Below are 22511 nucleotides of genomic sequence, written 5' to 3'. Positions count from 1 at the left end.
AACGGGGGGCCGTAGCCCCCCGGTTCGAGTTTCGCCGCTCAGGCTCGGTTGATGTACCGCCCGGTTTCTGCCTGCGGCCTGAGCGCCGTCAGGGGCGAGCGCACCCGCCCCGTGTCCTGTCAGCTACACCCGCTCGTCGATCCGCAGGTGTTGCATTTCATGCAGGTGCCGTTGCGCACCAGCGTGTAGTTGCCGCAATCGCCGCAGGCCTCGCCCTCGAAGCCCTGCATCCGCGCGCGGGTCGAGGCATCCACCGTCATGCTGGACTGCGTGGTGCTGGTGGTGCGCTCGGCCGTGACCGTGCCGCCTGAGCCATCGCGCATCACCGCCTCGGCGTGGCTGGTGGAGGTGGCGCCGCGCGCCTCCATGTGCACAGCGCCACCCTCCTGGCCGCCCTGGAACACCACGAGTTCCTGCGGCAGGCGCTTGCGCAGGTAGCCCGAGGAGCTGATCTGCTTGAGCACTTCCAGCGACCGGTTCGCCCCGGCCTCGGACATCTCGGTGATGTTGCTCACGCCTTCCTCCTCGCCGCGGCCGAGGTCGTCGAAGCTGGCACCCTCGGGCTTGACATGTGCAAGGTCGGTTCGGTCGAGGTAGCTGACCGCCAGTTCCCGAAAGATGTAATCGAGGATCGAGGTGGCGTTCTTGATGCTATCATTGCCCTGCACCATGCCCGCCGGTTCGAACTTGGTGAAGGTGAAGGCATCGACGAACTCCTCCAGCGGCACGCCGTATTGCAGGCCCACGGAGACGGCGATGGCGAAGTTGTTCATCATCGCGCGAAAGCCCGCGCCCTCCTTGTGCATGTCGATGAAGATCTCGCCGAGCGAGCCATCGGCGTATTCGCCGGTGCGCAGATACACCTTGTGGCCGCCGACGATGGCCTTTTGCGTGTAGCCCTTGCGCCGCTCGGGCATCTTCTCGCGGTGGCTCTTGACCACCTCCTTGACGACGACCTTCTCGACGATCTTCTCGGCCAGCACCTGCGCCTTTTCCTGCGTGCTGCCCGTCTCCAGCACCTCCTGGGCGTCCTCGTCATCCTCGACCAGCGCCGCCGCGAGCGGCTGGCTGAGCTTGGAGCCGTCCCGGTAGAGCGCGTTGGCCTTGACGCCCATGCGCCAGCTGCGCTCATACGCCGCCTGGCAGTCCTCGATTGTGGCGTCGTTGGGCATGTTGATGGTCTTGGAGATCGCGCCCGAGATGAAGCTCTGCGCCGCCGCCATCATGTCGATATGGCTGTTGACCGACAGGAAGCGCGTGCCCTTCTTGCCGCACGGGTTGGCACAGTCGAAGACGTGGTAGTGCGCTGGATCGAGGTGCGGCGCCCCTTCGAGCGTCATCGTTCCGCAGACATGGTCGTTGGCGGCCTCGATATCGGCCTTGGAATAGCCCAGATGCGCGAGCATGTCGAAGGTCGGGTCGTTGAGCCGGTCCGCCGGAATTCCCAGCACCTCGCGGCAGAAGGATTCGCCCAGTGTCCACTGGTTGAACACGAACCGGATGTCGAACGCCGAGCCCACCGCCGCGTCGACCTTGGCCAGCTCCTCCGGCCCGAAGCCATGACCGGCCAGCGAGGTGTGGTTCACGCCCGGCGCGTTGCCGATGGTCCCGTGGCCCACGGCATAGGCCACGATCTCCTCGATCTCGGCCGGTCCGTAGCCCAGCTTTTCCAGCGCCGCCGGCACCGACTTGTTGATGATCTTGAAATAGCCCCCGCCGGCGAGCTTCTTGAACTTCACCAGTGCGAAGTCCGGTTCGATGCCGGTGGTGTCGCAATCCATCACCAGCCCGATGGTCCCCGTGGGCGCGATCACGGTCGCCTGCGCGTTGCGGTAACCATGCGCCTCGCCGAGATTCAGCGCCTCGTCCCAGCTGGCGCGCGCGAGATCGACCAGACGCGCATCGGGACAATTCGCGTGATCCAGCGGCACTGGCGGCGTGGCCAGCCCCTCGTAGCCGGAGGCGGCACCATGCGCGGCGCGCCGATGGTTGCGGATCACGCGCAGCATGTGCTCGCGGTTACGCTCGTAATGCGGGAAGGCGCCCAGCTCTCCGGCCATCTCGGCGGAGGTGGCGTAGGCCACGCCGGTCATCACCGCCGTGAGCGCGCCGCACATGGCCCGCCCCTCGGCGCTGTCATAGCCCAGCCCCATGTTCATCAGCAGACCGCCGATATTGGCATAGCCCAGCCCGAGCGTGCGCGTGTCGAACGAATTCCGCGCGATCTCCTTCGACGGGAACTGCGCCATCAGCACCGAAATCTCCAGCGTCACGGTCCACAGCCGCGTGGCGTGCACGTAGGCATCGGCGTCGAATTCCCCGTCGCGATGAAAGGCCAGCAGGTTCATCGATGCAAGGTTGCAGGCCGTGTCGTCGAGGAACATGTATTCCGAACACGGGTTCGAGCCGCGGATCTCGCCATCCTCCGGGCAGGTGTGCCACGCGTTGATCGTGTCGTGGAACTGGATGCCCGGATCGGCGCAGGCCCATGCGGCATGGCCCACGTCCTCCCACAGGTCGCGCGCCTTGACCGTCTTGGCCACCGAGCCGTCCACGCGGTTGATGAGCGCCCAGTCGTCGTCGTTGCGCACCGCCTCGAGGAAGGCGTCCGTCACGCGGATGGAGTTGTTGGAGTTCTGCCCCGAAACGCTGGCATAGGCTTCGGAATCCCAGTCGGTGTCGTAGGTGGGAAACTCGATGCTGTCATAGCCCTGCCGCGCATAGTCCAGCACCCGCTTGACGTAGGTTTCGGGGATCTTGGCCTGCTTTGCGCCGCGGATGGCAGCCTTGAGTGTTGCGTTCTTCCTGGGGTCGACCGCATCCTCGTCGCTGCCATCCCATTCGCGGATGGCCGAGAAGATGTCGTTGAGACGCGCCTCGTGCATCTTGGAGCCCGCGACGATCGAGGCGACCTTCTGCTCCTCGCGCACCTTCCAGTTGACGAATTCCTCGATGTCGGGATGGTCCGCGTCGCAGATCACCATCTTGGCGGCCCGGCGCGTGGTGCCGCCCGACTTGATCGCGCCCGCGGCCCGGTCGCCGATCTTGAGGAATCCCATGAGCCCCGACGACTTGCCCCCGCCGGACAGCGCCTCTCCCTCGGCCCGCAGGGACGAGAAGTTCGTGCCCGTGCCGGAGCCATACTTGAAAAGGCGCGCCTCGCGCACCCACAGGTCCATGATGCCGCCGTCACCCACCAGGTCGTCATCGACCGACTGGATGAAGCACGCATGGGGCTGGGGATGTTCATAGGCGCTGGCCGACTTGGTCAGTTCGCCCGTCTGGAAATCCACGTAGTAGTGGCCTTGGCTGGGGCCGTCGATGCCATAGGCCCAGTGAAGGCCGGTATTGAACCACTGGGGCGAATTGGGCGCCGCCATCTGCCGGGCCAACATGTAGCGCATTTCGTCGAAATATGCGCGCGCATCCTCCTCGGTGGAGAAATAGCCGCCTTTCCAGCCCCAATAGGCCCACGCGCCTGCCAGCCGGTCGAAGACCTGCTTGGCGGAGGTCTCGCCGCCCCGCGCGGTATCCTTGGACGCCGGCACCGAACGCCACAGGAACTCGGGCACGCCCTTTTCGCGCACTTTCCTGAGCTTTGCCGGTACGCCGGCCTTGCGGAAATACTTCTGCGCGATCACGTCGCTGGCCACCTGGCTCCAGCTGGCGGGCACCTCGACCTCGTCCAGCTTGAACACGGTGGTGCCATCGGGATTGCGGATCTCCGAGCTGGTGGTGACGAAGTCGATATCCGCGTAGGCGTCCTGCCCTGCCTTCGTGAATCTGCGTTCGATTTTCATTTGCTGCCCCATACTTCAGCATTTCGAATTCATCAGCCGCGCCTACCGTGCGGCCCGGCTGCGGGCGGATCGACAGAGGTAAAAGGAGCGTCTCCGGGCCCACATACCCGGCACGGAATGACCATCCGGGCCAACCCCGTTCAGCGTGAAGGTCTCTGTTCCTACCTCAGCCTGCCGCCACTATATCTTGTGGCTTTGCAGCCCGCTCACACAAACTGGCGTATCTTGCCATAGAGCGTCAACGCCTTTTTTTGCGGATTTTCCTCAAAAAGGCGTTGACCGGACAAAGGCTTCGCGTTCCGCATTTCGGCGCCGTGATTCATCCACGCGCCACATCTTGTGCCAGGTCCCGCGCCTGTCGCCTGAAAGTTGTTCTATCAAGATGCCTTAGCCCGTTCGGCCGGCCACGGTGGGCGGTGCCGTGAACAGGCGCGGCCGAGACGGCAGACAACGACATGGCAGTACCCGGATCGCTACATGTAGGGGGAGGCCGCGCGCCGCCGGCGTGTCCTTGGCGCAACGCAGGCGCCAAGAAGATGGTCGGGGCGGCGAGATTCGAACTCACGACCCCCTGTACCCAAAACAGGTGCGCTACCAGACTGCGCTACGCCCCGGACCTGTGTCGTGTCTAGCCGCGATGAACGGCATTGAAAAGAGCTAACAGCCCCATGCCGCGCGCTCGGCGTCTATCGCGGGATGACGCAGTTCGGCCCCGGCCGCGATGCCGAGGGCCCGCGCCATCCCGCCGTTGATCTCCAGCACGTACTGTATCCCGTCCCCACCCGGAATCAGCCGTTCGCTGAGCGGCTCGGCCATGTGCTTGATCCGCCGCACGGTGCCGGTGGCGTCCGCGAACAGGATATCTAGCGGAATCAGGGTGTCCTTCATCCAGAAACGCGCGGTGCGCGGCGCGTCGTAGACGAACAGCATGCCCGCGCTTCTGGGCATGGACTGCACATGCATGAGACCCTGCGCACGCTCGGCGGGTTCGTCGGCCACCTCCACCGTGAACCGCGCCTCGCCCCACGCGCCGCGCAGATGCACGGTATCCGCCCGGCACGCCGCCTCGGCCGCTGCCAAGGACGGCAACACCGACAGGACACACGCCGCCGTCAGTCGCCGGATTGCTTTATCGCGGTTTCCCATCCGCACACCTCCGTTGCCATGCGCCCCCGGCGGCCGTCGATCACCCGGATCGCCAGCGCCTCGCCCGGTTGCAGATCAGCCATGCCCGACCGGCGCAGAACCTCGATATGAACGAATACGTCCTTGTCGCTGCCGAAGGTGTTGGCAAAGCCGAACCCCTTGGCCTTGTCGAACCACTTCACCCGCGCGGGCTCCAGCGGGGCGGCCCGGATGACCTCGGGGTCGACATCGGCGAGGTCGGCCAGCCCTGCCAGCTTTTCGTGGTCGGGCGGGTCGATGCGATGCACCTCGACGGCCTGCACACCGCGGTCGGTGGTCTGGACGTCCAGGACGATCCCGGCGCGGTCGGCCACGGAACTCTGCCCGAAATTGCGCAGCACATTGGCATGCAGCAATATGTCGGGACCGCCTTCGTCGGCGACGACAAAGCCGTATCCCTTGACCGGATCGAACCATTTGACGTGGCCACGCACATGGCGTGTCTGATCGGTGTCCTTCGTCACGTCCGACGTACTCCAGAACGCCTCCTGTCACCGGAGCTAAGAGTATTAGACCCGCATTGCCAGCCCACGGCAAGGCGAAATGCCCGCGGCATACCGTGCTCGGCAAAATGTCACGGATTGAGCCGCTGCACCGTCCACTCGGCATCCTCGCCGTCGCGGCGCCAGACGAAGCGGTCATGAAGGCGAAAATCGCCGTCCGCCCAGAACTCAATCTCGACCGGGACGATCCGGAAGCCGCCCCAGAAGGGCGGGCGCGGCGGGTTCGGCCCCTTGCGCGCGGTCACGCGGGCCACTTCGGCCATCAGCGCGCCCCGCGACTGCAGCGGTTGCGACTGCCGCGACGCCCACGCACCCAGCCGGCTCTTGCGCGATCGGGAGGCGAAATAGGCGTCGGCCTCCGGGCCGTCCTCCTTGACGGTATGGCCCCGCAGGCGCAATTGCCGGCGCAGGGATTTCCAGTGCAATACCATCGCGGCCTTGCCCGAGGCGGCAATTTCCTGCCCCTTGGCGCTTTCATAATTGGTATAGAACCAGAAGCCCGCGTCGGTGATCTCCTTGAGAAGCACCATGCGCACGTTGGGCAGCCCGGTCTCGTCGACGGTGGCCAGCGCCGTGGCGTTGGGGTCGTTGACCTCGGTCTGCTCCGCCTCGGCAAGCCACCGCCGCGCGATTGCAAAGGGGTCGTCGCCGGCGAATATTCCGTCACGTTCCATCGAGCCGTCTCCCGTCGCTGTGTGCCTCGCGGCCGCCGGGCACGGTGCTAGCCCCCCCGTCCGCCCATGACAAGCCGGAACCCCGCGCACCCGGCGGCGGCGTCATCTCCCCTGCCCGCTTGCCCTTGATGAACATGTGGGGATCGCCTAAACGGATGGCGGTAGACAGGTGGGCCGAGGGCGAGAAATGTCAAACACGTTGATGGCGGGCAAGCGCGGGCTGATTATGGGCCTTGCCAACGAGAAATCCATTGCCTGGGGCATCGCCAAGGCCTGCGCAGACGCCGGCGCCGAGCTGGCCTTTACCTACATGGGCGACGCCTTCCGCAAGCGGGTGGAGCCTTTGGCCGGCCAGCTGGGTGCGCACCACCTGTTCAATTGCGACGTGAGCGACCCCGACTCGATCGACGCGACCTTCGAGGGGCTGGAGGAGGCATGGGGCGGCATCGATTTCCTGGTGCACGCCATCGGCTATTCCGAAAAGTCCGAACTGCGCGGCCGTTACGTGGATACCAGCCGGCAGAATTTCCTCAACACGATGGACGTCTCGGTGTACTCTTTCACTGCCGTGGCGCAGCGGGCCGAGAAGATGATGAACGCGGGCGGCTCGATGCTCACCCTGACCTACTACGGCGCCGAACAGGTCATGCCGCATTACAACGTGATGGGCGTGGCCAAGGCCGCGCTGGAGGCCAGCGTGATGTATCTGGCCGAGGATCTGGGCCGCGACGGCATCCGGGTCAACGCGGTGTCGGCAGGGCCGATCAAGACCTTGGCGGCGTCGGGCATCGGCGATTTCCGTTACATCCTGAAATGGAACGAGCTCAACTCCCCCCTGCGCCGGAACGTGACCATCGACGACGTGGGCAAATCCGCGCTGTATCTGCTCAGCGATCTCGGCAGCGGCACGACAGGCGAGGTGCTGCACGTGGACGCGGGATACCACGTCGTCGGGATGAAGGCGGTGGACGCCCCCGACATCGACAAGAGCTGAACCGCGCGGGTCCGTGGCCGGCCCGCCCCACCCGCCAGGAAGGACGAGGATGACCCCCGAGCGACTGCCCCACGAAAAGGGATTCCATGTCAGCTGGGATCAGCTGCACCGCGACGCGCGCGCGCTGGCGTGGCGGCTGCAGGCGGAAACACCCGAAACCGGGTGGCGCGCGGTCGTTGCCATCACCCGTGGCGGCATGGCCCCGGCGATGATCGTTGCGCGCGAACTGGATATCCGCACCGTCGACACGATCAGCGTGAAATCCTACGATCACCAGACCCAGAGCGAGCCGGTCGTCATCAAGTCCCCCGACCTCGAGCTGATCGGCGATGGCGCGGGCGTTCTGATCGTTGATGACCTGGTGGATACCGGCAAAACGCTCGAGGTGGTGCGCGCGCAGATGCCCCGGGCGCGCGTGGCCACCATTTACGCCAAGCCCAAAGGACGCGGCATGGTCGACACCTACATCACCGAGGTGAGCCAGGATACGTGGATCTTCTTTCCGTGGGATCTGGCCCTGCAATATGTCGAGCCCTACCGCGGCGCGTGACCGGCTGCGGCCCGCGCGGCAGCCTCTTGCCCCCGCTGCGGACAGCGCGTAGACACCCGGCAGGGCAAACGCGCGTCTGACAGGGGCTTTCATGGCAGCAAAGAGCATTACCAAACCGCTGGTCTGGATCCTGATGGGCCTGCTCATCATCGGGCTCGGCGGTTTCGGCGTCACCAACCTGTCGGGAACCGTCCGCACGATCGGCTCGGTGGGCGACGCGCAGATTGACGTGAACGAATATGCCCGCGCCCTGCAGAACGAGATCCGCGCGATCGAGGCCGAGCGCGGCGAGGCCGTCAGCTTTGCCCGCGCGCGCGAAATGGGGGTCACCGATGCCGTTCTGGCACGCCTGATCGCGGCGGCGGCGCTCGACCACGAAACCAGCCGCACAGGATTGTCGATCGGGGATGCCAACCTGCGCGAAGAGATCCTTGCCATGCAGCAGTTCCAGGGCGTTGACGGCAGTTTTGACCGCGAGGCCTATCGCTTTGCCCTCGAACAGGCCGGGCTGTCGGAGTCGGAATTCGAAGAGGATGTCCGCGACGAGACCGCCCGCAGCTTCCTGCAGGCGGCGGTAATGTCGGGGGTCACGATGCCCGAGGGCTACACCAGAACACTGATTGACTATCTGGGCGAGCGGCGCGACGTCGCCTGGGCGATGCTGGACCGTGGTGATCTTGCCACGGGACTGCCGGTGCCCGACGAGTCGGATCTCCAATCCTACCACGCCGAGAACGAGGAGCGCTTCACCCTGCCCGAGCGCAAGCGGATCACCTATGCGTGGCTGACGCCCGACATGCTGCTCGACAATGTGGAGGTCGAACAGCAGGCGCTGCGCGACGCCTACGAAGCCCGCGAAGACGAGTTCAACAAGCCCGAGCGGCGATTGGTTGAACGGCTGGCGTTTTCCGACGAGGCGGCGGCGCGCGCGGCGCTGGAACGGATCCGGGGCGGCGATGCCGGCTTCGAGGACATTGTCGCCGAGCGGGGGCTGGAACTGGCCGACATCGATCTCGGCGACGTGACGCGCTCGGAGCTCGGAGACGCGGCCGCGGACGTGTTCGCCGCGGAGGCCGGCGAGGTGACCGGCCCCCTGCCCAGCCCCGTGGGCCCCGCGCTGTTCCGCGTCAATGCCGTGCTGTCCGCACAGGTCACGACGTTCGAGCAAGCCCGGCCGGAACTGCGGGTGTCACTGGCGCGCGACCGGGCACGGCGCGCCGTCGAGGCCCGCATCGAGCGCGTCCAGGACCTGCTGGCGGGCGGGGCAACGCTGGAGGATCTCGCGAGCGAGACAGAGATGGAGCAGGGGCAGATAGACTGGCACGAGGGCATGAGCGAGGGCATCGCCGCCTACGCGGCGTTCCGCGACGCCGCCGCGGACGTGGCCCGAGACGACTACCCGGAACTGCGCGAGCTGGAAGATGGCGGCATCTTCGCCCTGCGGCTCGACGAGGTGATCCCCCCGCAGGTCCAGCCGCTCGAGGAGGTGCGCGGCCGGGTAGAAGCGGCATGGATGGCCGACACGGTGGTCGACCAGCTGACCCGGCAAGTGCAGCCGGCCCTGTCCGAGCTGGAAAGCGGCGCCTCGCTGAACGAGGCCGGGCTGGCCGTCGATGGCCGGCAAACCCTCACCCGGCGGGGGTTCCGCGCGGATGTGCCGCCCGCCTTCATGGAAACGGTTTTCAGTCTGGACGAGGGGAGCGCCACGGCGATCGAGGGCGAGGGCCGGATTTTCGTCGTCAAGCTCGACGCCGTTCTTCCGCCCGACCCGGAGGACGAGGAACTGGCGCAACTGCGCCAGGCGCTGAAGGACCGCGCGGCCTCGGGGGTGGCACAGGACTTCTTCCAGCTTCTGGCCAACGACATTCGCGCGCGCGCCGGGCTCGACCTTGATCAGTCGGCGATAAACGCCGTGCATTCCAATTTCCAGTAAGGGGGCGCACGTTGGAGCTGACCCCCTCTTACGAGGATTTCGCCGCCGGCTTCGAGGCGGGGCGCAACCAGCTGGTCTATACGAGGCTGGCGGCCGATCTGGACACGCCAGTCTCGCTCATGCTGAAGCTGACAGGCGGCGCGCGCGACGCCTTCATGCTGGAATCGGTGACCGGCGGAGAGGTGCGCGGCAGATACTCCATCATCGGGATGAAGCCGGACCTGATCTGGCGATGCGACGGACAGACCAGCCGCATCAACCGTCACGCGCGCTTTGACGAAACCGCCTTCGAGGAACAGCCCGGCAACCCGCTGGCGAATCTGCGCGCGTTGATTGCCGAGTGCCGGACGGACCTGCCGCCCGACCTGCCGGCGGCGAGCGCAGGGCTTTTTGGGTATCTCGGCTACGACATGATCCGGCTGGTGGAGCATTTGCCGGACGTCAACCCGGATCCGCTCGGCGTGCCGGATGCGCTTCTGCTGCGCCCCTCGGTGGTTGCGGTGCTCGATGGCGTGAAGGGCGACGTGATAGTGGTCGCCCCGGCCTGGGCCGGTGCGGGCCTGTCGGCACGGGCGGCGTACGCGCAAGCCGCGGAACGGGTGATGGACGCGGTCCGCGACCTCGACCGCGCCCTGCCCCGCACCAGCCGAAACCTCGGCGAGGCGCACGAGGACGCGCCGCCGGTGTCCAATTTTTCCCGCGACGGTTACAAGGCCGCTGTCGAACGGGCCAAGGAATACATCCGCGCCGGGGACATTTTCCAAGTGGTGCCAAGCCAGCGATGGACCCAGCCCTTCCTCCAGCCGCCTTTCGCGCTCTACCGCTCGCTGCGGCGCACGAACCCCTCGCCCTTCATGTTCTATTTCAATTTCGGCAGCTTCCAGGTGATCGGTGCCAGCCCGGAGATACTCGTGCGGGTGATGGACGGAGAGGTCACCATCCGCCCGATCGCGGGCACCCGGCCGCGTGGCAACACGCCCGAGCAGGACCGCGCCAACGAGTCCGAGCTGCTGGCCGACGCCAAGGAACGGGCCGAGCATCTCATGCTGCTGGATCTTGGCCGCAACGACGCCGGGCGGGTGTCACGCGTCGGCACGGTGCGCCCCACCGAGGAATTCGTGATCGAACGCTACAGCCACGTCATGCACATCGTGTCCAACGTTGTGGGCGAACTGGCCGAGGGCGAGGATGCGCTGTCGGCGTTGCTGGCCGGGCTGCCCGCCGGCACGGTGAGCGGCGCCCCCAAGGTGCGCGCCATGGAGATCATCGACGAGCTGGAACCCGAAAAGCGGGGCGTCTATGGCGGGGGCGTGGGATATTTCAGCGCGGGTGGCGACATGGATATCTGCATCGCCCTGCGCACCGCGCTGGTGAAGGACGACAAACTCTACATCCAGGCGGGCGGCGGTGTCGTGCATGACAGCGACCCCGAGGCCGAGTACATGGAAACGGTGCACAAATCCAACGCCATCCGCCGGGCGGCCGCGGACGCGGCGCGTTTCTCGGATGACGGCAACGGCTAGATTGGGCCGCGGCCGACCCGTTTGATCCTGGTCAAAGATGGGCGCAGGATTCGTGTTTATGCACGGATATATTCTGTTTCGTGAATGTTATCCTGAAAGGAGCCTCACCATGACGCGCCCGAACCGTCTTTTCACAGCCTCTGCGCTGGCCCTCGGGCTGGCCCTTGCCCTGCCAGCCACGGGCCATGCCGACAGCCATGGCATGAAAATCGAAACCTCCGTCGTCGAGTCGGATCTTGCCAAGAAGAAGATCAACGAGCCCGGTCGCTACATCACCGCCGAGGAGTCGATCGCCCTGCTGGCCGAGCGCGAGGACGTGGCGCTCGTGGACGTGCGCAGCCCGGCCGAAACGATGCTGGTGGGCTATCCCACCGCGGCCGACGTCAACATTCCCTTCAAGATGATCGACCCGGAGTATCCCTTCAACGCCCGGAAGGGCCGGTACATGATGATGGACAATCCCGATTTCCTGAATGGAATGAAGGCGTTCATCGCCGAAAGCAATCCGTCCGCGGTGCTGATCATCTGCCGTTCCGGCGGCCGCAGCGCGCGGGCGGTGGACGCGCTGGCCGACGCCGGTATCGAAACGCCGGCCTACACGGTCGTTGACGGCTTCGAGGGCGACATGAGCGCCGATGGCAAGCGCAGTGTCAACGGCTGGAAGAATGCCGGCGGCGCGTGGACGTACAAGGTGCGCGAAGGCTTCTGGCCCGGCGCGTCGAAGTAACCCTTGCTTGCCATGGCCCCCTGTCGCATCAGGGGGCCATGGCAAGGCTCATCCTGTTCAACAAGCCCTATGGCGTTCTGTCGCAATTCACCGATGGCGGCAATGCTGACGGCCCGCGCGCAACGCTGTCAGACCACGTCGGCGTGCCCGGCGTATACCCGGCCGGGCGGCTGGACCGCGACAGCGAGGGGTTGTTGCTGCTGACCGACAACGGCAAGCTGCAGGCCCGCATCGCATCCCCCCGCAACAGGACGGAAAAAACCTATTTCGTTCAGGTAGAACGCGTGCCGGATGACGCGGCGCTCGACGCCCTGCGCCGGGGTGTGCCGCTCAGGGACGGCACGACGCGGCCCGCCCGCGTGCGACCGATCGCGCCGCCCGATCTCTGGCCGCGCGACCCCCCGGTGCGCTATCGCAAGTCGGTGGCCGATTGCTGGCTGGAAATCATCATCACGGAGGGCCGCAACCGGCAGGTGCGGCGGATGACGGCGCATGTGGGCCATCCCACGCTGAGACTGGTGCGGTGGCGCGTGGGCGACTGGTGTCTCGACGGGCTGGCCCCCGGCCAGTGGCGCGACGCCTGAGCCAACGGCCCGGGCGCCCTAGTCCTGCGAGGCCCGCAGGACGGCCGAGACAGGCGCCAGCGCGACGCTGCTCGCCCGGTCCTGCAACCCCCACAAAAGCAGCGCGCTCACCGTTTCCGCCCGCAGGCGGCCCACCATCACGACGCCCGGTTCCTCTTGCCGGGCCTTGAACGCCGCCTGGTCGAGAAACCGGCGGATCACGGTCGCGTCCTGCCCGTCGGCATCGAAGTCGCGGAACACGGTGACCGTCGGCACGCCCTGCCGCGAGATCAGCTTCTGCGCGGTATCGAGGCCGTCCGAAAACAGCACGAGTCCATGGCCGCTTTCCTTGAGGATCGGGATGAGTTGTTCTGTGGCCTGCCGGCTGTCCTGAAGCCCGGTATCGGTACCTTCCATCACCGCCACGGCTTCCGGCACCGCGTCGAGATAGCCCTGCATGGCCACCTCGGCATCCGCGGCGCTGGCCCCCGCTGGCAGGTCAGCCATCGCCAGCACCTCCAACCCCGCCGCGCGGTATTCCCGTGCCGCTCCGGCAGCGCCGGACCAGCCTGCGTCGATGGCATAGCTGATCGGATAGGGAAAGTCGGCCAGCGCCTCGAGGCTGATCGGGCTGGACCCGTTGTCGATCAGCACGATCGACATGAGCGGCTTGTCCTCCGGGTTCCGGAACGGGGCCGCGAACCTTTCGAGCGGCGGCACATCGGCCTCGTCCGCGCCATCCGCGTCAGCCACGGTCGGCAGGCGGCCGGTCGTCACGGCGTCGGCCATGTCGCCTATGGTGCCGGACGGCCGCTCTTGCTCCGCCGCCGGGGCGGCGTTTTGCGGTGGGTCCGCCTCTGCTCCGTCCGGATCGTCCTGCCGGTCCGGTGCAGCCTCCTCCGTCCCGGCCGCGGCCGGATCGCCTTCCCGGGCCGGTTCCGGCTGGTCCGTCGAGGTGCCCGGCGCCGCGGGAGCGGTCGTTTCCGCGGCTGGCGGCTCTTCCTCCGCGGCCGGCGCACCGGACCGGAACATGCCGCTGTCTTCCTCGACGTCCGGCTGCATCGGCTGCGCCGGTTCGGTCGAGATGGACACGCCGGTGTCGCCCTCCGGTGCCTCGGGGGCGAGGGATTGAGGACTGGGCAGAACCGGCTCGTCGCTCTCGACGTTCACGCCCGCACTGTCGGCCTGCTCCTGCGGCGCGTTCAGCGTCGATTCTGCCTCGCCTGTCTCGGGTTGTGCCGCCGGGCCGGTATCGGCCCGGTCCAGTGATCCAAGGTCGTCGGGTTCGGGCGGGGGCACCTGCGGCGCGTCGCGGGCTTCCGGCGCATCGTCGCCGCGGGGCATGTCGGCCTCGCGGTCCTCGCGGGACTGGTTGAACTCCGAGCCGGCGGGGACATCCACGCCGGCGGCCTCGGGCGGCGGCTGCCCCGGAATGTCCGTCAGGACGGACGCTGTCCCGAGCACGATCGCCGAAAGGATTGCACCCGCCAGAAAACCACCCGTAACGCCTCTTAGCACGGAATTTGCCCTTCTATCGCCGTTGTCCCACTCTTGCGCCCCTTGACGGTGGCTTGCAACCCTGAACAAGTATACCGCGATCGACACCGCGGGCCACGGCCCGCATTCTCCCGGGACGCGCCATGCTGCTTCTTATCGACAACTACGACAGCTTCACCTACAACCTCGTGCACTACGTGGGCGAGCTGGGTGCCGACGTCGTCGTGCGCCGAAACGACGCGATCGACGTCCAGCAGGCCATGGCGATGCGGCCGGCGGGCATCCTGCTCTCGCCCGGGCCATGCGACCCCGACCGCGCCGGGATATGCCTCGCGCTGACGCGGGCGGCAGCGGAAACGCGCACGCCGCTTCTGGGGGTATGCCTTGGCCACCAGACGCTCGGACAGGCCTTCGGCGGTCGCGTCGTGCGGCATTCCGAGATCGTGCACGGCAAGATGGGCCGCATCGCGCATTCCGGCCGCGGCGTGTTCGCCGGCCTGCCCTCGCCGTTCGACGCGACGCGCTATCACTCGCTCGTGGTTGAGCGTGCCTCTTGCCCCGATGTGCTTGAAATCACCGCCGAACTCGAGGACGGCACCATCATGGGGCTGCAGCACCGCGATCTGCCGATGCACGGCGTTCAGTTCCACCCCGAGTCGATCGCATCCGAGCACGGGCATGCCCTGCTCAGAAACTTCCTCGACATGATGGCGGTACCCGCATGAGTGACATCAAGCCCCTGATCGGTATCGCCGCCGACCGCCCGCTCAGCCGCGACGAGGCCGAGGCTGCCTTCGCCTGCCTGTTCGAGGGCGAGGCGACACCGGCACAGACCGGCGGCTTCCTGATGGCCTTGCGCACACGTGGTGAAACGGTGGACGAATATGCCGCCGCCGCCGCGGTGATGAGGGCAAAATGCAACAAGGTCAAAGGCCTGCCGGGCGCAATTGATATCGTCGGAACGGGTGGTGACGGCAAGGGCACGCTCAACATCTCGACCGCCGCCGCCTTCGTGGTGGCCGGCGCGGGCGTCCCGGTGGCCAAGCACGGCAACAGGAACCTCAGCTCCAAGTCCGGCGCGGCCGACGCGCTGACGCAGATGGGCATCAACGTGATGGTCGGGCCGGAGATCGTCGAGAAGGCTTTGAAAGCGGCGGGCATCGCCTTCATGATGGCGCCCATGCACCATCCGGCGATGGCTCATGTGGGCCCCGTGCGCGCCGAGCTGGGCACGCGGACCATTTTCAACATACTGGGCCCCCTGACCAACCCGGCCGGCGTCAAGCGACAGCTCACCGGCGCGTTCGCCCGCGAGCTGATCCGCCCCATGGCGGAAACGCTTGCGCAACTGGGAGCCGAACGCGCCTGGCTGGTGCATGGCAGCGACGGGACGGACGAATTGACGATCACCGGGGCGAGCTGGGTTGCCGCCCTGGAGGAGAGCGGCGAAATACAGGACACCGAGATACACCCCGAGGAGGCCGGCCTGCCGGTGCACCCCTTCGAGGAGATACTCGGCGGCTCCCCCGATCAGAACGCGCGTGCGTTCCGCGATCTTCTCGACGGGGCGACAGGAGCGTATCGCGACGCCGTCCTGTTGAACGCCGCCGCCGCGCTCGTCGTCGCCGGCAAGGCCGGCGACCTCAAGGAAGGGGTGGAACTGGCACGCGAGAGCCTCGACAGCGGGGCGGCGAAGGCCAAGGTCGAGACCCTTGCGAAAGTGACATCGGAGGCTGCATGACCACGCCGACCATCCTGGAGAAGATCAAGAGCTACAAGCTGGAGGAAATCGCCGCCGCCAAGGAGGCGGTGAGCCAGTCCGAGATCGAGGCCCGGGCCGCCTCGGCCCCTCCGGTCCGCCCCTTTGCCGACGCCTTGCTGCAAGCCAGCAAGCAGGGCTTTGGCCTGATTGCCGAGATCAAGAAGGCGAGTCCGTCCAAGGGGGTGATCCGCGAGGATTTCGACCCGCCCGCCCTGGCCGAGGCCTACGAGGCGGGCGGGGCCACCTGCCTGTCGGTGCTGACGGACGGCCCCAGCTTCCAGGGAGATCCCGAGCACCTCATCGCTGCAAGAGCGGCGTGCAACCTGCCGGTTCTGCGAAAGGATTTCATGTACGACCCCTATCAGGTCGCCGAGGCGCGGGCCTGGGGGGCCGACTGCATCCTGATCATCATGGCCTCCGTGTCCGACGGTCAGGCGGCGGAGCTGGAGACGGCGGCGGCTGAATGGGGAATGGACGCCCTGCTCGAAGTGCACAACGAGGAAGAACTCGACCGGGCCGCGCGGCTGACCAGCCACATGATCGGCATCAACAACCGCGATCTCAACACCTTCGAGACCTCGCTCGACACGTCCCGCCATCTCGCCCGGCTGGTGCCGCCGGACCGGATGATCGTCTGCGAAAGCGGCCTGAACGAGGCCGCCGACCTTGCCGACATGGCCCGCTTCGGCGCGCGGGCCTTCCTCATCGGGGAGGCGCTGATGCGCCAGGACGACGTGGCCGCGGCGACGCGGGCGATCCTGTCGGCCCGTGTCGCGCCCGGGGGAATGCTGTGAGCGGGCTCAGCCACTTCGACAGCCAAGGGCATGCCCACATGGTCGATGTCTCTGACAAGGCCGTGACGGCGCGCGTTGCCACCGCCGCGGCATGGGTGAAGATGGCCCCGGAAACGTTTGAAATCGTGTCCGAAGGTCGCGCCAAGAAAGGTGATGTGCTGTCCGTGGCGCGGCTGGCCGGCATCATGGGCGCCAAGAAAACGCCCGAGCTCATCCCGCTCTGCCATCCGCTGCCCGTCAGCAAGGTGACGGTCGAGCTCACGCTTGATCCTGCGCTGCCCGGCGTGGTGATCGAGGCCACGGTCAAGACCACGGGACAGACCGGCGTGGAGATGGAGGCGCTGACCGCGGCCTCGACCGCCGCGCTGACCGTCTACGACATGGTGAAAGCGGTCGATCGCGGCATGGAGATCGGCGGGCTTCGCGTGATCCTGAAAGACGGTGGAAAGTCAGGCCGTTACGAGGCGAAATGATATCGGTCGACGAAGCATTGTCGCAGCTTTTCGCGCTGGTCGGGCCGCTTGGCCCGGAAACCGTGCAGCTGCAGGACGCTGCCGGGCGGGTTCTGGCGGACCGTGCCCGCGCCCGCCGCGACCAGCCGCCTTTTTCCGCCTCTGCGATGGACGGCTACGCCATCGCGAACAGGGACGCCCGGCCGGGCGCAACGCTCTCGGTGGTGGGCGAGGCCGCGGCGGGCCATGGCTTCGCCGGGGCGGTGGGACCCGGACAGGCGGTACGCATTTTCACCGGGGCGCCGGTACCGGAGGGTGTGGACCGCGTGGTGATACAAGAGGACGTCACCCGCGACGGTGACAGCATCACGCTGCGGGATACGCTGGACGGCGGGCCCCACATACGGCTGCGGGGCGCCGATTTCGCCGACGGCGACGCGGTGGATCCGCCGCGCCGGCTGTCAGCGGCGGATGTCGCGCTCCTCGCGGCGATGAACGTGCCGGCGGTGACCGTCGTGCGCAAACCGGACGTGGCACTGATCTCGACCGGGGACGAACTGGTCATGCCCGGAGAGGACCCCGGCCCCGACCAGATCGTCGCCTCCAACACGTTCGGCCTGAAGGCGATGCTGGAGGCAGCTGGCGCCCGCGCGCGCATCCTGCCAATTGCGCGGGACACCACCGCCTCGCTCGAAACGGCCTTTGACCTCGCCCGCGGCGCGGACCTGGTGGTGACCATCGGCGGCGCCTCGGTGGGCGATCACGATCTCGTCGGTGACGTGGCCGCATCGATGGGGATGGAGCGGGCTTTCTACAAGGTGAGGATGCGACCCGGCAAGCCGCTGATGGCCGGCCGCATGGGCGACGCGGCCATGGTGGGCCTGCCGGGCAACCCGGTCTCGGCCATGGTGTGCGGGCACGTGTTCCTGCTGCCGATGATCGGGGCGATGCTGGGGCTCGGCCAGGCGCCCGCGCCGCGCCGCACGGCCGTTCTGGCCGAGGATCTCGGCCCGAACGGCCCGCGCGAACATTACATGCGCGCCCGCCTCCGCGGCGATGGCACGATTTCTGCAAACGCCCGGCAGGACAGCGCGCTGCTGTCCGTGCTGGCCGCCTCGGACGCCCTGCTCGTCCGGCCCCCGCAGGACCCCCCGCGCCACGCCGGAGAGTGCGTGGACTATATCGCGCTGTAGCCCAGCCGAGGTGCCATGCGCCGTGCCGGAGTTGACACAAAACGGGAACATGCGTAGAACAAAACCGACCGCATGAACCGGAGGAAGTGCATCATGCTGACACGGAAACAGCTCGACCTGCTGGAATTCATCCACAAGCGGGTACAGCGTGACGGGGTGTCACCCAGCTTCGACGAGATGAAGGAGGCGCTCGACCTGCGCTCCAAGTCAGGCATCCACCGGCTGATCACCGCGCTGGAAGAGCGCGGCTTCGTCCGCCGGCTGGCCCACCGGGCGCGCGCGCTGGAGATCGTGAGACTGCCCGAGAGCCTGGGCGGAACAGAGACGGACGGCTTCACGCCCCGCGTGATCGACGGGGACAGGCCGGGCGCGGCCACCGTGCCCGCAAATGCCAGGCCGGTGGACACCTCCCCGGCGATGGAGCTTCCATTGATGGGGCGCATCGCCGCGGGCGTTCCGATCGAGGCGATCGCCCATGCCAGCCACAATGTTTCTGTCCCTGGCGACATGGTGGGCGGGTCCGGCAACCACTACGCGCTGGAGGTCAAGGGCGACTCGATGACAGGTGTCGGCATCAATGACGGGGACGTGGTCGTGATCCGGGAAACCAATGTCGCCGACAACGGCGACATCGTCGTGGCACTGGTCGAGGATCACGAGGCGACGCTCAAGAAATACTACCGCAACGGCACGGCGGTGGCGCTCGAGGCCGCCAATCCCGCCTACGAGACGCGGGTCCTGCCCGAGGACAAGGTTCGCGTCCAGGGCCGGCTGGTCGGGCTGATCCGCACCTACTGACCCCCTGTCCAGAGCCGTGCGCCCGTCAGGTCGCGGGCGTTGACCACCCGGATTTGACCATCCTCCCGGTATAGCGCCACCGCCCCCGTCTCGCGCAGCGTCCGAGGGGTCAGCAGGTTGCACGGCAGACCGTCTTGCGGCTCGGCCGTCAGCACGATCCATTCCCCGGGCGCGCAGCCGGTCAACGCGGCCGCTGCCCGTTTGCCGCGCAGGGCCCGGACGGGCCAGCCCGTGGCCGCGACCTCGGGCCACCGTGCATGGGCCGTCACCTGTTCGACGATGTCGCCATCGTTTTCCAGCCAGTTGCGGGCGACGAAACCCGCGCCCTTGGCGCGGTTGAGCGCGCGGCCCGTTTCGGTCATCACGCCCACCAGCCGCCCCGTTTCGGAAATCAAGACGCCGGGGCGGTCCGTCTGCGCCCATGAAACGAAGCCGGCGCAAACCGGAACCAGCCCGACCCACCGCAGCCGGCCCTGCCACAGGATCACCCAGAGCGCCCCGAGCGCGATCGTGGGGAGCACGTGCGCGCCGGGACTGACAACCAGACCCCGCGCACCGTCAAGCGCGGCCACCCAATGCGCCACACCAAGGATCCAGTCCAGCCCTGCCCCCATGACCCGCAGCGCCAGCCCGTCGAGCCCAAGGGGCATGAGACAGGCAGCCAGAACCGCCGCGGGCATCACCAGCGCGCCCATCAACGGCACGCTGAGAAGGTTCGCCAGCAGGCCGTACTGCGCAAACTGGTTGAAATGCGCCGCCGCGACCGGCGCGGTGGCGAGACCGGCAACCAGCGAGGAGATCACAACCGACACGGCCGGCCGCAGCCATCGCGGACCCAACGGCACCTCGTGGTCGCGCAGGGCGCCGAAAACGGCGACGAGCGCCGTGGTCGCGGCAAATGACATCTGGAACCCCGGACCGAGCAGCGCCTCGGGCCTCAGGCACAACACGATCAACGCGGCCACGGCCACGGCGCGCAACGTCAAGGCCCGGCGGTCGGCCATCACCGCGCCAAGCACGACCGCCACCATGACAAAGGCGCGCTCGGTGGCGATGTTTCCCCCCGACAGCCCCAGATACGCAGCCGCCGCGACAAGCGCGACGCCGGCGGCGATTTTCTTGGCCGGCAGGCGCAGGCCGATACGCGGGATCGCCGCGAACACAAGCCGCCCGGCGGCAAAGACCACGCCGGCCAACAGGCCCATGTGGAGACCGGAGATGGCCAGCAGGTGAGCCAGGTTCGAGATGCGCAGCGCGTCCATCGTGTCCCGCGGGATGGCCGAGCGGTCGCCAGCCATGATCGCGGCGGCGAAAGCCCCCGTTTCACCGGGGAGCGAGGCGCGAACCCGCTCGGAGAGCCACATCCGCGCCTTGAACAGCCACAGCCCGCCGCCCGGCGGTTCCAGCGCAAGCACCGGCGTGCGTGTGTATCCCACAGCGCCAAGCCGCTCGAACCAGGCGTGGCGCTGAAAGTCGAAGCCACCGGGCTCCACGGGGCCGCCGGGGGGCGTCAGGTGCCCCGTCAGCGCAACCACCAGCCCCGGCTCGGGCGTGACGAAGCCCTGCTGTCCGTGCAGGGACACGCGCACCCGGGCCGGCGTCTCGCCGGGTGGCACATTGGATAGCACCACCCGGTCAAGCGTGAGCCGCACCGCGTCGGAGGCGGAGCGGTCCATGTCGATCACCCGCCCCTCGACCGGGCCGTAATAGCGGAAGCCGAGCACCGGTTCGGCGACCATGTGCGCGCGCACGCCACCAAGACACATCCCGCCCGCCGTCAGGGCGACGAGCCACATCAGCGGGGAGAGAACCGCGCCGGCCCGCCATGCCGCCAGCGCGCAGCCAACCGCGGCGCCCGCTGCCATGGCATACCCCCAGGACGCCGGTTCGGACGGCAGACCGAAATACAGGCCGATGCCCGCCCCGAGCGCCACGGGCGCCCACGGAAACAGGTGTCCCCGCTGCGCCAGCCACACGGTTCGCGCGCCGTCACCTCGCCGCAAGACTTGTCTCCCCTCGGGTGGGCCGATATTTACCCGTCCGTGACCCGCCCCCTCCGCTATCCGTGAAATCCGTTACCGAAAGGTTAACCAGACATATGTCCGAGACCGTCGTCACCCGCTTCGCACCCTCGCCCACCGGTTTCCTGCATATCGGAGGGGCGCGGACCGCGCTGTTCAACTGGCTATACGCCCGGGGCCGCGGCGGGCGCTTTCTGTTGCGGATCGAGGACACGGACCGCGCCCGTTCCACGCCGGAGGCGACGCAGGCCATTCTGGACGGGTTGGCATGGCTCGGACTCGACCACGATGGCGACGTCGTCAGCCAGGCGGCACGCGCCGAGCGTCACGCCGAGGTCGCGCGCGCATTGCTGGTCTCCGGCCAGGCGTACAAGTGCTTCTCGACACAGGAAGAAATTCAGGCCTTCCGCGAAAAGGCCCTCGAGGAAGGCCGCTCGACCCTCTTTCGCAGCCCGTGGCGGGACGCCGATCCGTCCACCCACCCCGACGGCCCCTATGTCATCCGCATCAAGGCCCCGCGCGAAGGCAGCACGGTCATCCCCGACGAGGTGCAGGGACAGGTGAAAGTGCGCAACGACCAGCTGGATGACATGGTGCTTCTGCGGGGCGATGGCACGCCCGTCTACATGCTGGCCGTCGCGGTTGACGATCACGACATGGGCGTAACCCACGTGATCCGGGGGGACGATCACCTCAACAACGCGGCGCGGCAGATGCTGATCTACAGGGCCATGGGATGGCAGGTTCCGGTCTATGCGCATATCCCGCTCATTCACGGTCCCGATGGAAAGAAGCTGTCCAAGCGGCACGGGGCGCTGGCGGTCAGGGAATACCGCGCCATGGGCTACCCGGCGGCGGGCATGCGAAACTACCTTGCGCGCCTCGGCTGGAGCCACGGCGATGCCGAGTTCTTCACGGACGCGCAGGCGCGGGAATGGTTCGACCTGTCCGGTATAGGGAAATCGCCCGCCCGGTTCGATTTCAAGAAACTCGAGAACCTGTCGGGCCAGCACATCGCCGCGATGGACGATGCTGCACTGCTGCATGAATTGACCGATTTCCTTGACGCGACAGGGCGGCCGCCGGTGCCGGACGAAAAAATGAGCTTGCTGGAAAAGGGCATGTACTGCCTCAAGGAGCGTGCCAAGACGTTCCCGGAACTGCTTGACAAGGCACATTTTATTCTTTCCGACCGACCTATACGGCCCGATGAGAAGGCAGCAAGGCACCTCGATGCAGTATCCCGCGGTATACTGAAAGATTTGACGCCGCACCTGCAAAATGCTACGTGGGCGCGCGAGGATCTGGAGGCTGCAGCCACGCAGTTCGCCGCGTCCATCGACACAAAATTCGGCAAGCTGGCCGGCCCGATGCGGGCCGCGTTGGCGGGCCGCGCAGCGACACCGAGCGTGTTCGACATGATGCTCGTGCTCGGGCGGGAAGAAAGCCTCGCCCGACTTGACGATGCGGTCCGCGAGAGGCATTGACCTTCTCCCAAGGCTGCACAGGAACCAGCTGCCCGGGCACTGCGGTGCGGGCGCA

At 67.2% G+C, this 22511-nt stretch carries 19 protein-coding genes and 1 tRNA gene; 13 read left to right on the top strand and 7 right to left on the bottom strand.

What is annotated here, in order from left to right; genetic code table 11:
- Positions 1 to 119 precede the first annotated feature (119 nt).
- The 5 genes from ACH13J_RS04860 to pdxH all read right to left on the bottom strand — a co-directional run bounded on the left by ACH13J_RS04860 (position 120) and on the right by pdxH (position 6162).
- Complete coding sequence (locus tag ACH13J_RS04860; protein WP_397542183.1) at positions 120 to 3800, bottom strand: vitamin B12-dependent ribonucleotide reductase; 3681 nt, start codon at positions 3798 to 3800, stop codon at positions 120 to 122.
- A gap of 537 nt (positions 3801 to 4337) precedes the next feature.
- Positions 4338 to 4414 (bottom strand) — tRNA-Pro (locus ACH13J_RS04855).
- 43 nt (positions 4415 to 4457) lie between these two features.
- Positions 4458 to 4946 (bottom strand): DUF192 domain-containing protein, encoded by a 489-nt coding sequence (locus ACH13J_RS04850; RefSeq protein WP_397542182.1) that lies wholly within the window; start codon positions 4944 to 4946, stop codon positions 4458 to 4460.
- Complete coding sequence (locus ACH13J_RS04845; RefSeq protein WP_397542181.1) at positions 4913 to 5449, bottom strand: cold shock domain-containing protein; 537 nt, start codon at positions 5447 to 5449, stop codon at positions 4913 to 4915. Before ACH13J_RS04845 ends, ACH13J_RS04850 begins: the two co-directional genes overlap by 34 nt.
- Before the next feature lie 110 nt (positions 5450 to 5559).
- Positions 5560 to 6162 (bottom strand): pyridoxamine 5'-phosphate oxidase, encoded by a 603-nt coding sequence (pdxH, locus tag ACH13J_RS04840; protein ID WP_397542180.1) that lies wholly within the window; start codon positions 6160 to 6162, stop codon positions 5560 to 5562.
- Between the two features lie 187 nt (positions 6163 to 6349).
- Between pdxH and fabI the strand changes: the two genes are divergently transcribed.
- The 6 genes from fabI to ACH13J_RS04810 all read left to right on the top strand — a co-directional run bounded on the left by fabI (position 6350) and on the right by ACH13J_RS04810 (position 12473).
- The gene (gene fabI, locus ACH13J_RS04835; protein ID WP_397542179.1) at positions 6350 to 7156 is read left to right on the top strand and encodes an enoyl-ACP reductase FabI; all 807 of its coding nucleotides are present in this window, start codon (positions 6350 to 6352) and stop codon (positions 7154 to 7156) included.
- A 49-nt stretch (positions 7157 to 7205) separates the two neighbouring features.
- The gene (gene gpt / locus ACH13J_RS04830; RefSeq protein ID WP_397542178.1) at positions 7206 to 7706 is read left to right on the top strand and encodes a xanthine phosphoribosyltransferase; all 501 of its coding nucleotides are present in this window, start codon (positions 7206 to 7208) and stop codon (positions 7704 to 7706) included.
- 91 nt (positions 7707 to 7797) lie between these two features.
- Complete coding sequence (locus ACH13J_RS04825) at positions 7798 to 9639, top strand: peptidylprolyl isomerase (RefSeq protein ID WP_397542177.1); 1842 nt, start codon at positions 7798 to 7800, stop codon at positions 9637 to 9639.
- An 11-nt stretch (positions 9640 to 9650) separates the two neighbouring features.
- The gene (gene trpE, locus ACH13J_RS04820) at positions 9651 to 11162 is read left to right on the top strand and encodes an anthranilate synthase component I (RefSeq protein ID WP_397542176.1); all 1512 of its coding nucleotides are present in this window, start codon (positions 9651 to 9653) and stop codon (positions 11160 to 11162) included.
- A gap of 109 nt (positions 11163 to 11271) precedes the next feature.
- Entirely contained in the window at positions 11272 to 11889 is a 618-nt protein-coding gene (locus tag ACH13J_RS04815; RefSeq protein ID WP_397542175.1) for a rhodanese-like domain-containing protein, read from the top strand.
- A 38-nt stretch (positions 11890 to 11927) separates the two neighbouring features.
- Positions 11928 to 12473 (top strand): pseudouridine synthase, encoded by a 546-nt coding sequence (locus tag ACH13J_RS04810; protein WP_397542174.1) that lies wholly within the window; start codon positions 11928 to 11930, stop codon positions 12471 to 12473.
- Between the two features lie 18 nt (positions 12474 to 12491).
- On the opposite strand, the gene ACH13J_RS04805 is transcribed toward ACH13J_RS04810, so the two are convergent.
- A complete protein-coding gene (locus ACH13J_RS04805) occupies positions 12492 to 13970 on the bottom strand; it encodes a divergent polysaccharide deacteylase family protein (RefSeq protein WP_397542173.1) in 1479 nt (492 codons plus the stop codon).
- Between the two features lie 122 nt (positions 13971 to 14092).
- Here ACH13J_RS04805 and ACH13J_RS04800 point away from each other — a divergent pair, with 122 nt between their 5' ends.
- The 6 genes from ACH13J_RS04800 (at position 14093) to lexA (ending at position 18948) form a co-directional block, all read left to right on the top strand.
- Complete coding sequence (locus ACH13J_RS04800) at positions 14093 to 14674, top strand: glutamine amidotransferase-related protein (protein WP_397542172.1); 582 nt, start codon at positions 14093 to 14095, stop codon at positions 14672 to 14674.
- Positions 14671 to 15690 (top strand): anthranilate phosphoribosyltransferase, encoded by a 1020-nt coding sequence (trpD, locus tag ACH13J_RS04795; RefSeq protein WP_397542171.1) that lies wholly within the window; start codon positions 14671 to 14673, stop codon positions 15688 to 15690. Before ACH13J_RS04800 ends, trpD begins: the two co-directional genes overlap by 4 nt.
- Entirely contained in the window at positions 15687 to 16505 is an 819-nt protein-coding gene (trpC, locus tag ACH13J_RS04790) for an indole-3-glycerol phosphate synthase TrpC (protein ID WP_397542170.1), read from the top strand. Before trpD ends, trpC begins: the two co-directional genes overlap by 4 nt.
- A complete protein-coding gene (gene moaC, locus ACH13J_RS04785; protein ID WP_397542169.1) occupies positions 16502 to 16978 on the top strand; it encodes a cyclic pyranopterin monophosphate synthase MoaC in 477 nt (158 codons plus the stop codon). Before trpC ends, moaC begins: the two co-directional genes overlap by 4 nt.
- Positions 16975 to 18150: a molybdopterin molybdotransferase MoeA gene (locus tag ACH13J_RS04780; RefSeq protein ID WP_397542168.1), complete on the top strand. Its 1176-nt coding sequence runs from the start codon at positions 16975 to 16977 to the stop codon at positions 18148 to 18150. The genes moaC and ACH13J_RS04780 overlap by 4 nt, the downstream gene beginning before the upstream one ends.
- Before the next feature lie 93 nt (positions 18151 to 18243).
- Positions 18244 to 18948 (top strand): transcriptional repressor LexA, encoded by a 705-nt coding sequence (gene lexA, locus ACH13J_RS04775; protein ID WP_397542167.1) that lies wholly within the window; start codon positions 18244 to 18246, stop codon positions 18946 to 18948.
- Here the strand turns inward: lexA and ACH13J_RS04770 are convergent.
- Positions 18942 to 20951 (bottom strand): ComEC/Rec2 family competence protein, encoded by a 2010-nt coding sequence (locus ACH13J_RS04770; RefSeq protein ID WP_397542166.1) that lies wholly within the window; start codon positions 20949 to 20951, stop codon positions 18942 to 18944. The genes lexA and ACH13J_RS04770 overlap by 7 nt on opposite strands.
- Before the next feature lie 95 nt (positions 20952 to 21046).
- Between ACH13J_RS04770 and gltX the strand changes: the two genes are divergently transcribed.
- A complete protein-coding gene (gltX, locus tag ACH13J_RS04765; protein WP_397542165.1) occupies positions 21047 to 22456 on the top strand; it encodes a glutamate--tRNA ligase in 1410 nt (469 codons plus the stop codon).
- Positions 22457 to 22511 lie beyond the last annotated feature (55 nt).

The sequence above is a fragment of the Roseovarius salis genome, assembly GCF_044472985.1.
Lineage (GTDB): Bacteria > Pseudomonadota > Alphaproteobacteria > Rhodobacterales > Rhodobacteraceae > Roseovarius > Roseovarius salis.
The sequence above is the reverse complement of the archived record's forward strand: the minus strand, read 5'-3'. Positions and strand labels throughout refer to the sequence as shown.

What these genes read in the sequence shown, in the direction of transcription:
- ACH13J_RS04860 (WP_397542183.1), bottom strand. Translation starts at nt 3,800, where the DNA reads ATGAAAATCGAACGCAGATTCACGAAGGCAGGGCAGGACGCCTACGCG.
- ACH13J_RS04850 (WP_397542182.1), bottom strand. Translation starts at nt 4,946, where the DNA reads ATGGGAAACCGCGATAAAGCAATCCGGCGACTGACGGCGGCGTGTGTC.
- pdxH (WP_397542180.1), bottom strand. Translation starts at nt 6,162, where the DNA reads ATGGAACGTGACGGAATATTCGCCGGCGACGACCCCTTTGCAATCGCG.
- fabI (WP_397542179.1), top strand. Translation starts at nt 6,350, where the DNA reads ATGTCAAACACGTTGATGGCGGGCAAGCGCGGGCTGATTATGGGCCTT.
- gpt (WP_397542178.1), top strand. Translation starts at nt 7,206, where the DNA reads ATGACCCCCGAGCGACTGCCCCACGAAAAGGGATTCCATGTCAGCTGG.
- ACH13J_RS04825 (WP_397542177.1), top strand. Translation starts at nt 7,798, where the DNA reads ATGGCAGCAAAGAGCATTACCAAACCGCTGGTCTGGATCCTGATGGGC.
- ACH13J_RS04815 (WP_397542175.1), top strand. Translation starts at nt 11,272, where the DNA reads ATGACGCGCCCGAACCGTCTTTTCACAGCCTCTGCGCTGGCCCTCGGG.
- ACH13J_RS04810 (WP_397542174.1), top strand. Translation starts at nt 11,928, where the DNA reads ATGGCAAGGCTCATCCTGTTCAACAAGCCCTATGGCGTTCTGTCGCAA.
- ACH13J_RS04800 (WP_397542172.1), top strand. Translation starts at nt 14,093, where the DNA reads ATGCTGCTTCTTATCGACAACTACGACAGCTTCACCTACAACCTCGTG.
- trpD (WP_397542171.1), top strand. Translation starts at nt 14,671, where the DNA reads ATGAGTGACATCAAGCCCCTGATCGGTATCGCCGCCGACCGCCCGCTC.
- trpC (WP_397542170.1), top strand. Translation starts at nt 15,687, where the DNA reads ATGACCACGCCGACCATCCTGGAGAAGATCAAGAGCTACAAGCTGGAG.
- ACH13J_RS04780 (WP_397542168.1), top strand. Translation starts at nt 16,975, where the DNA reads ATGATATCGGTCGACGAAGCATTGTCGCAGCTTTTCGCGCTGGTCGGG.
- lexA (WP_397542167.1), top strand. Translation starts at nt 18,244, where the DNA reads ATGCTGACACGGAAACAGCTCGACCTGCTGGAATTCATCCACAAGCGG.
- gltX (WP_397542165.1), top strand. Translation starts at nt 21,047, where the DNA reads ATGTCCGAGACCGTCGTCACCCGCTTCGCACCCTCGCCCACCGGTTTC.